This is a genomic window from Streptomyces sp. NPDC001070 (genome assembly GCF_053598835.1).
This window is the reverse complement of the sequence record NZ_JBSFLB010000005.1, coordinates 155,145-170,279: the sequence shown is the minus strand read 5'-3', so window position 1 is coordinate 170,279 and position 15,135 is coordinate 155,145. Positions and strand designations below refer to the sequence as shown.

Below are 15,135 nucleotides of genomic sequence, written 5' to 3'. Positions count from 1 at the left end.
GCCTTTCCTCGGGGGTCACGTGCTCGGCGCCGGACGCAGGTACACCGCGCAGACCGCACACGCGGCCAGCGCCACCGCGGCGGTGGTGAGCGCCGTGCGGTCGCCCCAGGCGGTCCAGGCGGCGCCGAAGGCGAGGGAGGCGGCGAAGCGGGCCAGGACCTGCCCGGTCTGGACGAGGGCGAGCCCGGCTCCGCGCAGCTCGTCGGGGACGGCGGTGGAGGCGGCGGCCATCAGCACCCCGTCCGTGGCGGCGTAGAACGCCCCGTGCAGCAGCAGGACGGCGTACGCGGGACCGTGCGCGAGCAGCAGCCCGTAGCCGGCGAGCAGGGCGACGTGCCCCGCCAGGAACATCCGCCAGCGCCCGACGCGGTCGGCGAGCCGCCCCAGCGGCATCGCGAGCAGCAGGAAGGCCGCAGCGGTGCCCAGGGGGAGCAGCGCGAACCAGCGGTCGGGGACCCCGAGCCGGTGCTGGAGCAGCAGGTAGACGAAGGAGTCGCTGACCGTCGACAGGCCCAGCAGGGTCGCGCAGACCGTCAGCCGCCGCACGTCCCGGCGGCGCAGCAGCGCCACGGAGGCCCGCAGCGACGGCGCGGGGGAGTCCGCGGACGCGGACCCGGACGCGGTGGGGCCCCCGCCGCCGCGGCTGCCCGGCACGAAGAGCAGCAGCACCAGCACGCCCACGGCGGCCACGCAGAAGCTCACCGTGAAGACGGCGTCGTACCCCTCGGCCGCCTGCCGCAGGATGAGGAACGCCGCCAGCGGTCCCAGCAGGGCGCCCGCCGTGTCCATGGCCCGGTGCACGCCGAAGGCCCGGCCGCGCGCCTCCGCGGTGGAGGACAGCGAGATCAGCGCGTCCCGGGGGGCGGTGCGCAGGCCCTTGCCGGTGCGGTCGACGGCGAGGACGGCGCCGATCAGGGGCAGGCTGTGGACCATGAGCAGCGCGGGCTTGCACAGCGCCGACAGGCCGTAGCCGGCGGCGGCGACGACCTTGTGCCGGCCGCCGCCCCGGTCGGCGAGATGGCCCCCGGCCAGCCGTACGAGCGCGCTGAAGCCGTTGTAGAGGCCGTCCAGCAGACCGAAGCCGAGGGGGGACAGGCCGAGCCCGGCGACCAGGTAGAGCGGCAGGACCGCGGTGACCATCTCCGAGGAGACGTCGGTGATCAGGCTGACGGTGCCCAGGACGAGGACGGTGGGGGCGACGGCCGCGGCCCGGGGTCCGGGACGCGTCGCGTCCCGGACCCCGGTACCGGCTCCGCCGCGGCTGTCCGCGACGTACACGCCTGCCTCAGCTCGCCCAGATGCCGGTGATGTCCGAGGCGGAGGCCGCGTTGCCCGCGTGCGCGGTGAGACCGGCCAGGTCCTCCAGCGTGCGGAGCATGTTGTAGTGGTTGTACGTCGTGGCGGACGACGAACCGGCCTTCACCGGCTGGCCGTACAGGACCGTCGGGATGCGGTTGCCGCTCAGCCGGTTGTCCTCGTCGAAGGTGACGACGAGCAGGCTGTTGTGGGTCTTCGCCCACGTGGCGTACGCGCCCAGGTTGTTCTTCAGCCAGGTGTCGCCGGTCGACACCGAGCAGTCGTGCATGTCGCTGCACAGGTTCGGCACGACGAAGGAGACCTGCGGCAGGGTGCTGAAGTCCGTCGGGAACTGCGCGAAGGTCTTCGCCGTCGAGGTCGGCACGTTGCTGAAGGCGAACCACGGGTTGTGCTTGCGGGCGTAGTTGCCGCTGCTGCAGGTGGTGGAGCCCTGGCTGGGCAGCGTCTCGTTGTAGCTCGCCCAGCTCTTGCCGGCCGCGATCAGCTCGGAGGCGAGGTTGGGCTTGGAGCTGAAGCCGGGGGTGTAGCAGCTGTCGTCGGTGACGCCCTGGTTGCCGCCCGAGAAGATCTGCAGGTAGTTGGGCTGGCTGGGGTGGGTGACGCCGTACGACTGGGTGAGGACGGCACCGCCGGCCTTCAGCGTGTTGTTGATGTACGGCGCGCTGGAGCTGTCGATCACCTGGCTGTAGGCGTGGTTCTCGAGCATCACCACGACCGTGTGGTCGGGCGTGGGCACGCTGCCCGCGGCGTGCGCGGTGTCGGAGCCGCCGAGCCCGGCCCACAGGCCGAGGGAGGCGGCGGCGACGCCGAGAGCGGAAGTGAGGGCGGTGACGGTGCGACGGGGACTGGACAGGGACCAGCCGGACACGACGGACCTCCGAGAGGGGGGACGGGGAGTGGCGCCGCGCCAGGTTAGGTGGGAGATCAGAGACCCGGCACCGCTGCTCAGGTGAAGGTCTGCGGAACGCTGGGTACGTCTTCGGGTCTTGAGGTCAAGCGCGAGTAAAGCGGTCCGGGCGCGCCAGGCTTGTTTCCGGCCATGTGCCGACGCCAGGTCAGTTGCCCGGTAACCAGGCGGCGATGGCGTTCGAGGGGTCTCCCGAACGGCTCGCCGCCGTGACAGTGGAAGACGGTGGTCAGGGCTGCTTGCGGGCCGTTGGGTTGGGCCGGCTTGCTCGGATGTGCATCCGGGGAAGCCGGACCTTCCCCGTTGAGTTCCAGAAGGCGGGCGACAGGGGTGCGTTGGCCTCGGTTCTTCGGCTGCCATGCGGTCTCCCGCACACGCGACCTGCGAGCTTGTCCGGACGACGCCGGCGGCGACACCGAGGGCGAGATACGACTGCACCGCCTGCGAGCGACGACACATCGGAGTGCTTGGATGGCAGTCGTGCTTGACGCGGCGCGCCGGGTGGTCACCCGGCGCGCCGCGCATCCTTGTGGAGCGAGAGGAAGACAAGTGATCGCCCGTGAAAGTCGCTTGGGCTCGTGGGTTCGGGCTCTTGTCGCGGTAGGACTGTATATTTCTGCGGTTCTCTGGCTCGCCTTCAGCCTCCCGGCTATTGGTGAGGATATCGGGCCCACGAGTGATCCTGACGACGTGGCCGGGGCAAACTTCGTCCTGTTGATGTCCTTCCTCTTTCTTCTGGCCGCTGCGCTGGTGTCTCGCAGGTGGAAGGTCGCCTGGTCGCTGTGCGCAATTCTTCTGGTGCTGATTGTTGTCGTCTGGACCCAGGTGCCGTCTCTGATTACCTATTGGAATTTTGAGGGCCCGTGCCACAGCCCCGCTGGGCACTGCTGATGACGTCGGACAGTTTCTCGTGCACCGATGAACTCCAGAACCGGCATCGGCCCGACGCGTGAGAAGAGGCCTGGCGATGGCAACGCTTGCAGAGATCAAAGCCCTGTTGGGTGAACCCCGATTCAACTGGCCGGATCCGGCTCCATGGATCGAACTGGAGCAGGAACTCGGTATCGAGTTTCCTGCGGACTTCCGTGAGATCGTGAACGCCTATGGTTCGATCGAGGTCAACGGGCAGTTGCATTTGAAGCATCCCGCCGGCCATCTTCTGCACAGTCTGGGACGAAAGATCAGGGAGGATATCGAGTTCTGGCGCGAAGAGGACATGGCAGAGTTCCTGCCCGGTCGGGCAGGAGCGGATCCCGGGGAGTTGATTCCGGTGGCGTCGGCTACGACGGGGGAGCATGTTTTCCTTCGCGGCTGGACCGACGACGACAAGGATGAGCGCTACCTCCGGGACCGGGATGCGATGGCCGTCGTGACCCACCGGACGGGCACGGAATGCAAGGTGTACGTAAACGCGTGATGAACGTGCGAACTCTCGTGAATGTGGTGGTGGTCGCGTCGGTCGTCTCGGCCGTCGCGATCACCCCGCGTGTCCTGGCCCGCCGCTCCGACAAGGTCGGGGCGACGGGCCGTTCCGTCTTCTCTCCGGCCGCCGCGCTGGCGATGGTGACCGGTCTGATCTACGTCAATCAGGTGCTCTTCACCGTCTACGTACTGCGCGTCCACGACGGGGACCCGTCGTTCGTCGCGCGGTATCTGCCCGCCGGGTGGTTCGAGCTGGCGTCGCGGAACCCCGCCCTGCGCCATCTGGCCTGGCACTTCCCCGTGCCCGGGCTTCTCGCGCCGAGTGTGCTGCGGGTTCAGGCCTTTCTGGAGTTGCCGTTCGTTCTCCTGGCGTTCGCAACTGTGATGCGCTGGCTGGACGCCGAGCTTTACCGACGGATCGCCCGCTCCGCCGTGCTGCCGCTGGCGTCGGGGTCGTACACGGCCGTGTTCTGTCTGGTCGAGTGGGATCTGCGTAATCCGTACACCGCCGACGATCTTGTCGTACGGTCCGTCTCGGCCGTCCTCACGCCGATCGTTCTCGCTCTCTGTGCGGCCCGTGACGGGGCAACGTCCAGAACTCCCGCCTCGGTGCCCTGGCTGCTGACGTTCATCGGCTCCCTGGGGGCCTTGGGGGTGCTCGTCCTGGTCGTGTACGACACCGCCCTGCTCTACAGCCTGGGCCGACTGCCCCAGCGCCTGCCGCTCGCGCTGGCGGCGGCCGCCCTGTTGCTGGGCCTGCGCCGGGTGGCGTCCCGGCTGGAGGGAAGACCCGCCCGGGGCGGACTGGCGCTCGCGTTCCTGCAGCACGTACTGCGCTACTGGCTGAGTCTCTTCTTCGTACCGGCGTTGGCCGTGCGGTACGGCGTGCTGTTCGGGACACCGCGGCTGGCGGCGGGTGCGGGCCTGGTGACGGCTGCGGCGGCGTGCGCGCTGGCCGCACGCGACGTCCTGACCGGGGAACGGAAGACGGCGGACGGGGCCGTCGTGCCTTTGGACGGACGACCTGCCCCGGGCCTGCTGCTGGCCCGGAGACTGGGATGCGCCGTCCTGGCCGGAACCGGCGCCGCCTGCCTGGCCGCCTGGTTGACGCCCCGGTCCTACTACGAGGTCACGCTGCTGGCGGAGACGGCGGCGTTCCTGGTGGCGACGGTGGCTGTGTGCGGGTTCGCCGACGGCAGGTCGGCCACCCGCTCACCCCGCGCCGATGGCTGAGTCCCCTGCGCACTCACAGTTGTGCAGCCTATGAGAGCGCTCGGTCAGATGCGCTACACGACGGGTGGCATCCAGAGGTTGCCGGTGGAGGCGTGCTCCGGGGAGGTCTTGCGGAACGGGTCGGCGACGGCCACTGCTCCCCGTGCTGCTCACGATCGCCACAACGTTGGTGCTGCTGTGGCCGCCGATGGCGATACGGCATGCACCGGGCGGGTACCCGGTGAGCACCCGCCCGCCGGACAACATGCCAGACCAGCACGGCTGCACCGGCGACGTGGCGTTGCAGCCGGCCCGCAACGGTCGGCCTCGCCGGCCGATTCTCGAAGCAGGACCGGGCCACGTTCCCGGCCGACAACCACGCGGCGTACCTCGACTCCACCACCAGCCAGGCGCGCCATTTCTACCGGAGGGCGAATTTCATGGAGACAAAGGAAGTACCGACTTCCCCTGCGGAGAAGGCGGTGCGGTACAGCGCTGGTGCCTGGTTGATCGGGTCGGCGGTCTTTCTGGGCTCCGGGTATATGACGTCGCTGGTTCTGTTCAGTACCTGGGTGAACTGCGATATCGGAGCCAATGGCGCCTACCAACTCGTCTCGCTGGTGGCCACGGCCACCGGCATGGCGATGGCGTCGACTGTGCTGTGGGCTGTGATGCGCAAGGTGACCGGCCGTCAACGCCTGCTGCTGCCGCTGGTGCTGACGGTCATCGCCACGGCGGCGCTGCTCTGGCCGGTGCTGGCGGTCTGGTACGTCTCTCCCGGGCATCCGGAGAGCATGTGCCAACCGGGCGGCACGCCCGTGGGGTGGCCCGGTTGGCTGCCTCTGTGAGGCGTGCCGGCAGCGCAGCGCCTCGCGCCGGTGCCCGCGCGCGGGAGTGGTGAGCGCTGCCAAAGGGAAGGTCCGGGGAACGCGCGATGCGTTCCCCGGACCTTTTCGTTGCCGCCTCAGGGCGTCACTTCACGTACGTGATGCCGTCCGTGGTGACCGCCGGGCGCCCGGAGGTGCCGACGACGACGATCTTCAGCGTGTGCTTGGCGCTGGTGGTCCAGGACTTGGACCAGATCGTCTGCCGGTAGGCGGTGGTGGAGGACTTGAGGTCCACCGTGGTCACCTTCACACCGTCCACGTAGACGTACGCCTGGCCGGAGGTCGAGGCCCGGGAGACCACCCAGCCCACCGAGCGGCCGGTGAACGTCCACGTCAGGCTGGCGTTCTTCGAGGACGAGGTGAGCGACTTCCCGCCGAGGTAGCTGGTGCTGCTCTTCGCCGTCCACGTCCCGGACTTCGTCGCCGAGGTCTCCTGGAGGATCGACGCCGTGCGGCTCACCGAGGCGGTGGTGTAGTTCCCGGCGGCGTCGGTGGCCTTCACGCTGTACGTGACGGCGGTGTTCACCTTGCCCGAGGTGCTCCACGAGGTCGTGGTCGCGCCGAAGGTGGCCGCGCTGGGCGCGGTCGCGGCGACGCTCTTGAGCGCCCCGTTGTCCGCGGCCTTCCAGCTCAGGGTGACCGGCACGGAGGTGCTGGACACGGTGGCGTTGCGGATCTTCACCTCGGGTGCGGTGGTGAACGTCGGCTTCGTGGTGTCGCCGACGATCGTGTACGAGGACGCCGACACCGCCGACTTGTTATTGATGTGCACCGCCCGCACCGTCACCGTGTGCTTGCCCGCCGGAACCGTGATGGCCGCCGAGGTGGCGGTCCGGGTCGCGGTGGCCGCGACGGCACCGTCCACGAGGACCTCGAAGCGCTTGACGACGGCGTACGGGGTGGATTCCTTCCACGAGACCGTGGCCGTGCCCTTGGTGTAGTACGAGGACCCGGACAGGCTGGCGCCGCTGACGCCGTTCAGCGTCGGCGCGGCGACGCCGGCGGCGTAGGAGCGGATCGTGGCCAGCTTGTCGTACAGGTTCTGGCCGGGGCAGGCGGTGGCGTAGCCGTTGCGGTGCCCGGAGATCGGCTGGAACGTGTACGTCTGCCCGTAGGTGAACCCGTAGCTGTCCTTGGCACCTTCCACGAGGGACTGCGTCTTGGTGCTCGGGTTGGGCGCGATTCCGTACTGGCCGAGCTTCCACGCGGACAGCGCCGCGACCGAGCCCAGCATCTGCGAGGTGATGGGGGTGGCCGCCACGCCGTTGATGACCTGGTACGTGCCGAGCACGGCGATGCCCCAGCTGCGGGTGTTGAAGCCGTAGGTGTGCGCGCCGATGACCGGCAGGTCGAGACCGCCGAAGCGGCCTTCGAAGATCTTTCCGCACTTGTCGACCAGGGCGTTGTAGCCGATGTCGCGCCAGCCCTCGCTCTGCACGTGGTACGCGTAGATCCAGCGCACCATGCTGGCCGAGTCGGCGCAGTCGTAGCTCGCCGCGGTGTCGGTGTGGTGGACGAAGACGACGTTCACCTTGTCCCCGTAGGAGGGGTCGCCGGCCTCGCGGATCTTCTCGTCGGCACCCCAGCCGGCCCGGGTCACGACGGCCGGCTTCGCCACGGTGGACGCCGGGGCGGTCGGCCGGGTCGAGCTCGGGGACGGCGAGGCCGACTTGCTCGCGGAGGCGCTCGCGGACGCACTCGCGGACGCCGAGGAACCGCCGGCCGGCGGCGTGCTGCTCGCCGGCGCCGACGTCGACGGGGCCGCCGTGTCGCTCGGGGAGGAACCGGCCGGGTCCGGGGTGGCGGTGTCGGTCGCCGTCACGGTCGCGGAGGGGTCGGCCGTCGGGGTCGAGGTGTCCTCGGCGTCGGCGGCGAAGGCGGCGGGCGCCATCGCGACGTCGGTGCCGTTCTTCTTGGCGTCGCCGACCAGATCGAGCCGGAGGCCCTTGGGAAGGGTGCCCGAGGCGCCGTCCGCCGAGTCGACCTTGAGCTCGACGCCGTTGGACAGGCCCACGTACAGCGGGGCCGAGCCGCCCCGGGTGGCGCCCTCGCTCTTCGGGTCCGGAGCGTCGTCGTAGTGCGCGTCGACCGGGTGCCAGTCGGACCACTGCCCGGTCTTCACGGAACGGGTGCGCACCTGCACCGTGCCGTCCAGTTCGGTGCGCGGGTCGTCCCACGTCACGCCCAGCAGGCCGAAGGTGTTCGTGTCACGCCGCGCCAGGGTGCGCTCACCGCCCTTGCCCTGGAGTCCGAGCGACTGGACCGCGCTGGGCACCGGCCCCTTCGATTCCGCCGAGGGGGCGGACCCCTCGGGACCGCTCGCCACGGACGCCGCCGTCACGACTCCGGCCCCACCGAGCACGATCGCTCCGACCGCAAGCCAGGCCCGCCCCCGCAGACGTATTCGCCTCATACTCACTTTCCCGCCCCGTCCCACCCCTGAGTAGCTGTGGGTACCGATGGTTGACTTATGAAACCTCTGAAACAGCAAGCGCTTTATACCAGAAGGACTAGACCGCCCTCACACCGCGCCACCATTCCGGCCAAAGCGGTCATACCGTCAGGTAAAAGAGCCGGGACAGGGCGGATACTCTCTCTTGGGCGGATCAGCTGGGTGGATCGGCCCGGCCGGGGACACCGGGAAAGGCGGGCAGCGTGCTGGAAGGGCGACGGGACACCAGGTTCGGGAGGCTGCTGCGACACGGCTTCAGCGACGCCGCGGCGGCCGAGGCGCTGCTGGGCGGCGACGAGCTCGCGCCGGTGCGCAGCGACCCGGTCCTCCTCGACGCGCTGGGCGCCACCGCCGACCCGGACCAGGCACTCGCCTCCCTCGTACGGCTGGTGGACGCCCTCGACCCGGGGGAGCGGCGCACCCTCCTCGACACGCTCACCGCGGCCAAGCCGCTGCGTGACCGGCTGCTCGGTGTGCTCGGCGCCTCCGCCGCCCTCGCCGACCACCTGACCCGGCATCCGCGCGACTGGCACGCCCTGGTCACCTACGAGCACGCGGACCTGCACCCGGGCACGACGGAATTCGAGCGCGGACTGGCCGGCGCCACCGACCCCGAGTCGCTGCGGGTCGCCTACCGCCGCTGCATGCTGGGCATCGCCGCCCGTGACGTGTGCGGCACCAGCGACCTGGTGCACACGGCCGCGGAACTGGCCGACCTCGCCACCGCGACGCTGCGGGCCGCCCTGGCCATGGCCGAGGCGGAGGCGCCGGGCGACGCCGCGCTGTGCCGGCTGGCCGTGATCGGCATGGGCAAGTGCGGCGGCCACGAGCTCAACTACATCTCCGACGTCGACGTCATCTTCGTGGCCGAGGCCCGCCCGGAGGCCGACGAGGCCAAGGCCCTGCAGGCCGCCACGCGCCTGGCCTCCCACATGATGCGGATCTGCTCGGACACCACCGTCGAGGGCAGCATCTGGCAGGTGGACGCCAACCTGCGCCCCGAGGGCCGGCGCGGCCCGCTGGTGCGCACCCTCTCCAGCCACCTGGCCTACTACAAGCGCTGGGCCAAGACCTGGGAGTTCCAGGCACTGCTCAAGGCCCGCCCGGTCGCCGGCGACCCCGCGCTGGGCCAGGAGTACGTCGAGGCGCTGTCGCCGATGGTGTGGCAGGCCGCGGAGCGCGACCACTTCGTCCAGGACGTGCAGGAGATGCGGCGCCGGGTCGTGGAGAACATCCCCGTCGCGCACCTGGACCGGGAGCTCAAGCTGGGGCCCGGCGGACTGCGGGACGTGGAGTTCGCCGTGCAGCTGCTCCAGCTCGTGCACGGCCGCACCGACCCGTCGCTGCGCAGCGGAACCACCCTGACCGCCCTGGCCCAGCTCGCCGCGGGCGGTTACGTGGGGCGGGCCGACGCGGCCGCGCTCGACACCTCGTACCGCTTCCTGCGCACGATGGAGCACCGCATCCAGCTCCACAAGCTGCGCCGCACCCACCTGGTGCCCGAGGACGAGACCGATCTGCGGCGGCTCGGCCGTTCCCTCGGCTTCCGCTCGGACCCGGTCTCCGAGCTGCAGCGAGAGTGGCGGCGGCACGCGCGCGAGGTGCGCCGCCTGCACGAGAAGCTCTTCTACCGGCCCCTGCTGGACGCGGTCGCCCAGCTCGCCCCCGGCGAGGTGGGCCTGACCCCGGACGCGGCCAAGCAGCGCCTGGAGGCACTCGGCTACACCGACCCCACCGCCGCCCTGCGCCACCTGGAGGCACTGGCCTCGGGCGTCAGCCGCAAGGCCGCCATCCAGCGGACCCTGCTGCCGGTGCTGCTGGGCTGGTTCGCCGACTCCGCCGACCCCGACGCGGGCCTGCTGAACTTCCGCAAGGTCAGCGACGCGCTGGGCCGCACGCCCTGGTATCTGCGGCTGCTGCGCGACGAGGGCGCCGCCGCCGTCAACCTCGCGCGCGTCCTGTCCTCCGGACGGCTCGCCCCCGACCTGCTGATGCGGGCCCCCGAGGCGGTCGCCCTGCTCGGCGACGACGAGGGACTGCAGCCGCGGACGCGCGCCGCCCTGGACCAGGAGGTGCTGGCCGCGGTCCACCGCGCGGACTCCGCCGAGCAGGCCGTCGCCGCCGTACGGGGGGTCCGCCGCCGCGAGCTGTTCCGCACCGCCGCCGCCGACCTCACCGGCGTCCACCGCGAGGACCCCGACGCGGTCGGCGCCGCCCTCACCGACCTCAACGCCGCCGCCGTCACCGGGGCCCTCCAGGCCGCGGTCAACGCCGTCGAGGCGGCCGTGGGCGAGGCCCTGCCGACCCGGTTCTCGGTCATCGCCATGGGCCGCTTCGGCGGTCGCGAACTGGGCTACGGCTCCGACGCGGACGTCCTGTTCGTCCACGAGCCGCACGAGGGCGTCGACGAGCCCCGGGCCTCCCGTGCCGCCCTGAAGGTCGCCAACGAGCTGCGCCGGCTGCTGCAGATCCCCACCACCGACCCGCCGCTGCTCATCGACGCCGACCTGCGCCCCGAGGGCAAGAGCGGACCGCTGGTGCGCACGCTCGCCTCGTACGCGGCCTACTACCGGCGCTGGTCCCTGGTGTGGGAGAGGCACGCCCTGCTGCGCGCCGAACCGGTCGCGGGGGACGAGGACCTGGGCGCGCGCTTCATCGCCCTCGTCGACCCCTTGCGCCACCCGGCCGACGGGCTGACGGAGGAGGAGGTCCGCGAGATCCGCCGGCTCAAGGCCCGTATGGAGTCCGAGCGGCTGCCGCGCGGCGCCGACCCCACGACCCACGCCAAACTGGGCCGGGGCGGGCTCAGCGACGTCGAGTGGACCGTGCAGCTGCTGCAGCTCCAGCACGCCGCCGGGGTCCCGGGACTGCGGACCACCCGTACCCGGCCGGCGCTCGCCGCGGCCGCGGAGGCGGGGCTGGTCCCCGCCGAGGACGCCGCCGTACTGGACGCCGCGTGGATCCTGGCCAGCCGGATGCGCAACGCCGTCATGCTCGTCCGGGCCCGCCCCGGGGACACCTTCCCCGGCGACGGGAAGGAGCTGGCGGCGGTGGGGCGGTACCTCGGGTACGAGCCGGGCCACGTCGGCGACATGGTCGAGGACTACCGCCGCGCCACCCGCCGCGCCCGCGCGGTGGTGGAACGCCTCTTCTACGACACGTAGCCCGCCGGGGCCGGAGCCGGGGGAGCGGGCGGCGGAGCCTGGGTCGCGGCGCTACGCCGTGGCGACGCGGACCTGCCGTGGCAGGCGGTAGGCGAGGCCGCCGTAGACCGCCCAGGAGGCGGCGAAGCCGACACCGAGGCAGAGGGTGCCGCCGGCGGCGTCGAGCCAGAAGTGGTTGGCGGTGGAGACGATGACGAGCAGCGTGACCACCGGGTAGAGCACGCCCAGCACCCGCACCCAGGCCCACCGCGCCAGCATCGCGACGGTGATGCCGCACCACAGCGACCAGCCGATGTGCATGGACGGCATGGCGGCGTACTGGTTGGAGACGTGCGCCAGGTCGCCGGAGGCCATGGACCCCCAGGTGTGGTGGATCTTCACCGTGTCGATGAAGCCGCCGCCCTCCATCAGCCGGGGCGGCGCCAGGGGGAAGAAGTAGTAGCCGAGCAGGGCGATGCCGGTCGTCACGAAGAGCACGAGCCGGGTCGGCGCGTAGCGCCCGGGGTGCCTGCGGAACAGCCAGACGAGCACGGTGAGGGTTACGACGAAGTGGAGCGTCGCGTAGTAATAGTTCATCGCGACGATGAGCCACGTTACGGAGTTCACGGCATGATTGACCGCGTGCTCGAAGGCGAGCCCGAGGGATCGCTCCAGACCCCAGACGTGGTCCGCGTTCCGCATCGCGTCGTCCTGCTGCTCGGGCACGGCGTTGCGCACGAGAGAGTAGATCCAGTAGCTGACCGCGATCAGCAGGATCTCGAACCACAGCCGGGGACGGCGTGGCGCCAGCAGCCCGTTGCCCGTCGTCGCTCCATCGGCGTCACGGGAATCGATGGAGCGCGGCGCGACGCCGCTGCGGTGGGCCATGATCTTCGCTGTCGATTCCCCCATGGGGCGATAGTCTGCCATGCGGTCCGGTGTCGTCCGATCAACCCCCGGTGGGATTCCGTGCATCCGGTGTACGCCTCCCGGCCGACTGCTGTACGGGTACGGCTGCCCCGGCCTTGGGGCCCGATGCCGTCGAACCGCGGACGACCAGTTCGGGCAGGAAGACGAACTCGCTGTGCGGCGCCGGGGTGCCGCCGACCTCCTCGAGCAGAGCGCGCACGGCGGCCTGGCCCATGGACGTGACGGGCTGCCGGATCGTGGTGAGCGGCGGGTCGGTGAAGGCGATGAGCGGGGAGTCGTCGAAGCCGACGACGGAGACGTCCCCCGGTACGGACAGCCCCCGCTGCCGCGCGGCGCGGACGGCCCCCAGCGCCATCATGTCGGAGGCGCACACCACCGCCGTGCAGCCGGCGTCGATCAGGCCGGACGCGGCGGCCTGGCCGCCCTCGAGGGTGAACAGGGAGTGCTGGATGCGGTCGGCGGCCTCGTCGGCCGGTATGCCCAGCACCTCCTCCATGCTGCGCAGGAAGCCCTCGATCTTGCGCTGTACGGGGACGAACCGCTTGGGTCCCACCGCGAGGCCGATCCGCTCGTGTCCGAGTGCAGCCAGATGAGTGACGGCCAGTCGCATCGCACCCCGGTCGTCGGGCGAGACGAACGGCGCCTTGATCTTGTCGGAGAAACCGTTGATGAGGACGAAGGGCACGCCCTGGCCGTGCAGCCGGTCGTAGCGCTCCATGTCGGCGGTGGAGTCGGCGTGCAGGCCGGAGACGAAGATGATCCCGGCGACACCGCGCTCGACGAGCATTTCGACCAGTTCGTCCTCGGTCGAGCCGCCCGGGGTCTGGGTGGCCAGCACCGGGGTGTATCCCTGGCGGGTCAGGGCCTGCCCGATGACCTGGGCGAAGGCCGGGAAGATCGGGTTCTCCAGTTCGGGGGTGATGAGCCCGACGAGGCCGGCGCTGCGCTGACGCAGTCGCACGGGCCGCTCATAGCCCAGCAGGTCGAGGGCGGCCAGCACGGATTGGCGGGTGGCGGCGGAGACCCCGGGCTTGCCGTTGAGGACACGGCTGACGGTCGCTTCGCTCACCCCCGCCTGGGCTGCGATGTCGGCAAGCCTTGCGGTCACAGGATTGGACTGTACCGGTCGCATCTCAGATCGCCCACCAGATGCACGAATCAGCCGGAAGACGGACGGATCCTCCGGCGAAGGAGACGGGCTCCGAGGAGAGCACCGGACGCCCCGGCACCGGGAGTTGGACCGGCACCGGATTGGCGTTGACGGTGCACACCAGGCCGGGCCGGGAGAACATCAGGACCCCCTCGGGGGCGTCCAGCCAGCGCATCGGCCCGTCGCCGAGGCCGGGCAGTTCGCGTCGCAGCCGCAGGGCGGAGCGGTACAGCTCCAGCGTGGAGTCGGGGTCGCCGGTCTGGGCCTGGACGCTCAGCTCCCCCCAGCCCGCGGGCTGCGGCAGCCAGCTGCCGGCGGGGCCGAAGCCGTGGCTGGGGCCGTCGGTGGTCCAGGGGATGGGTACCCGGCAGCCGTCGCGCAGTCCGTCCTGGCCGTTGTCCCGGAAGAAGGAGGGGTCCTGGCGGACCCCGTCCGGCAGATCGGTGACCTCCGGCAGGCCCAGTTCCTCACCCTGGTAGACGTATACGGAACCGGGCAGCGCGAGCATCAGCAGCGCCGCGGCCCGGGCCCTCCGCAGCCCGGTCGTGCCGCCGCCGTAGCGGGTGGCATGGCGGACCACGTCGTGGTTGGAGAGCACCCAGGTGGTGGGGGCGCCGACCGAGACGGTGGCGGCGAGGGACTCCTCGATCACCGCGCGCATCGCCCCGGCATCCCACGGGCACTGCAGGAAGTGGAAGTTGAAGGCCTGGTGCAGCTCGTCGGGGCGTACGTACAGCGCCATGCGCTCCGCGTCGGGCGCCCAGGCCTCGGCCACACCGATGCGCTCGCCCCCATAGGTGTCGAGCAGACGGCGAAAGCCGCGGTGGATCTCGTGCACCCCGTCCTGGTCGAAGAACGGCAGCACCTGGGAGCCGATCATCTTGACCTGCTCCTTTTGCCCGATGTCGGGCAGCCCGGCGGCCTTGACCATGCCGTGCGCGACGTCGATGCGGAAACCGTCGACGCCCAGGTCCAGCCAGAAGCGCAGGACCGCGTCGAACTCCTCGTGGACCTCGGGGTGGTCCCAGTTGAGGTCGGGCTGCTCGGGAGCGAAGAGGTGGAGGTACCACTCGCCGTCTGCGACGCGGGTCCAGGCGGGCCCGCCGAAGACCGACTCCCAGTCGTTGGGGGGCAGTTCGCCGTGCTCGCCCGTTCCGGGGCGGAAGTGGTAGCGCTCGCGGGCCGGCCCCCCGCGCCGGTCCGCGAGCGCCGCCCGGAACCACGCGTGCCGGTCGGAGGTGTGGTTCGGGACGATGTCCACGATCACCCGCAGGCCCAGCTCGTGGGCGGTGCGGACGAGCGCGTCGGCGTCCGCGAGGGAGCCGAAGAGGGGGTCGACGCTGCGGTAGTCGGCGACGTCGTAGCCGCCGTCCGCCTGGGGGGAGGCGTAGAAGGGGGTCAGCCAGACCGCGTCGGCGCCCAGTTCCGCCAGATACGGCAGCCGGGCCCGGATGCCGGGGAGGTCACCGACTCCGTCGCCGTCGCCGTCTGCGAAGGAGCGCACGTACACCTGGTAGATGACGGCGCTGCGCCACCAGCCGGGAGCGCCCCCTTCGGGGGTGGCCGGGGTCTCGTCGGTCGCGTCGTGGATGGCGGGGGCGAGCTCTTGGGTCATGTCAGTCCCTCGTGAGTCGGCGCCGTTTCCTGTCGATGATTCCGATCCGCCGCTCGATCGGCAATGTCTTTCAGAAATTTGCGGAAGATCGCGCAACAGC

Annotated in this window: 11 protein-coding genes; 5 read left to right on the top strand and 6 right to left on the bottom strand. The window is 71.1% G+C overall.

The genetic code is table 11. From position 1 onward, the window contains the following. Positions 1 to 15: 15 nt before the first annotated feature. Positions 16 to 1,278, bottom strand: a complete 1,263-nt coding sequence (locus tag ACWDAS_RS08395; protein WP_450388078.1) for an MFS transporter — start codon at positions 1,276 to 1,278, stop codon at positions 16 to 18. 7 nt (positions 1,279 to 1,285) lie between these two features. Continuing rightward, positions 1,286 to 2,185 carry an alkaline phosphatase family protein gene (locus ACWDAS_RS08390; RefSeq protein WP_450388077.1) on the bottom strand — a complete coding sequence of 300 codons (900 nt, stop codon included), beginning with the start codon at positions 2,183 to 2,185 and terminating at the stop codon, positions 1,286 to 1,288. Positions 2,186 to 2,773: 588 nt separating this feature from the next. Here ACWDAS_RS08390 and ACWDAS_RS08385 point away from each other — a divergent pair. The 4 genes from ACWDAS_RS08385 (at position 2,774) to ACWDAS_RS08370 (ending at position 5,706) form a co-directional block, all read left to right on the top strand. Continuing rightward, positions 2,774 to 3,115 carry a hypothetical protein gene (locus ACWDAS_RS08385; protein ID WP_450388076.1) on the top strand — a complete coding sequence of 114 codons (342 nt, stop codon included), beginning with the start codon at positions 2,774 to 2,776 and terminating at the stop codon, positions 3,113 to 3,115. Positions 3,116 to 3,191: 76 nt separating this feature from the next. Beyond that, entirely contained in the window at positions 3,192 to 3,641 is a 450-nt protein-coding gene (locus ACWDAS_RS08380) for a hypothetical protein (RefSeq protein WP_450388075.1), read from the top strand. Further along, entirely contained in the window at positions 3,641 to 4,879 is a 1,239-nt protein-coding gene (locus tag ACWDAS_RS08375; protein WP_450388074.1) for a hypothetical protein, read from the top strand. Before ACWDAS_RS08380 ends, ACWDAS_RS08375 begins: the two co-directional genes overlap by 1 nt. Before the next feature lie 419 nt (positions 4,880 to 5,298). Beyond that, positions 5,299 to 5,706: a hypothetical protein gene (locus ACWDAS_RS08370; protein WP_450388073.1), complete on the top strand. Its 408-nt coding sequence runs from the start codon at positions 5,299 to 5,301 to the stop codon at positions 5,704 to 5,706. A gap of 124 nt (positions 5,707 to 5,830) precedes the next feature. Here the strand turns inward: ACWDAS_RS08370 and ACWDAS_RS08365 are convergent, their stop codons facing one another. Then, the gene (locus ACWDAS_RS08365; protein ID WP_450388072.1) at positions 5,831 to 8,158 is read right to left on the bottom strand and encodes an N-acetylmuramoyl-L-alanine amidase; all 2,328 of its coding nucleotides are present in this window, start codon (positions 8,156 to 8,158) and stop codon (positions 5,831 to 5,833) included. Positions 8,159 to 8,400: 242 nt separating this feature from the next. Here ACWDAS_RS08365 and ACWDAS_RS08360 point away from each other — a divergent pair, with 242 nt between their 5' ends. Then, a complete protein-coding gene (locus tag ACWDAS_RS08360) occupies positions 8,401 to 11,361 on the top strand; it encodes a bifunctional [glutamine synthetase] adenylyltransferase/[glutamine synthetase]-adenylyl-L-tyrosine phosphorylase (RefSeq protein WP_450388071.1) in 2,961 nt (986 codons plus the stop codon). 51 nt (positions 11,362 to 11,412) lie between these two features. Here ACWDAS_RS08360 and ACWDAS_RS08355 read toward each other — a convergent pair whose 3' ends face one another. The 3 genes from ACWDAS_RS08355 to ACWDAS_RS08345 are packed head-to-tail and all read right to left on the bottom strand — an operon-like array spanning position 11,413 to position 15,035. Further along, a complete protein-coding gene (locus ACWDAS_RS08355) occupies positions 11,413 to 12,252 on the bottom strand; it encodes a phosphatase PAP2 family protein (RefSeq protein WP_450388070.1) in 840 nt (279 codons plus the stop codon). 37 nt (positions 12,253 to 12,289) lie between these two features. Then, positions 12,290 to 13,378 (bottom strand): LacI family DNA-binding transcriptional regulator, encoded by a 1,089-nt coding sequence (locus ACWDAS_RS08350; protein WP_450388068.1) that lies wholly within the window; start codon positions 13,376 to 13,378, stop codon positions 12,290 to 12,292. 25 nt (positions 13,379 to 13,403) lie between these two features. Continuing rightward, the gene (locus ACWDAS_RS08345) at positions 13,404 to 15,035 is read right to left on the bottom strand and encodes a glycoside hydrolase family 13 protein (RefSeq protein WP_450388067.1); all 1,632 of its coding nucleotides are present in this window, start codon (positions 15,033 to 15,035) and stop codon (positions 13,404 to 13,406) included. Positions 15,036 to 15,135 lie beyond the last annotated feature (100 nt).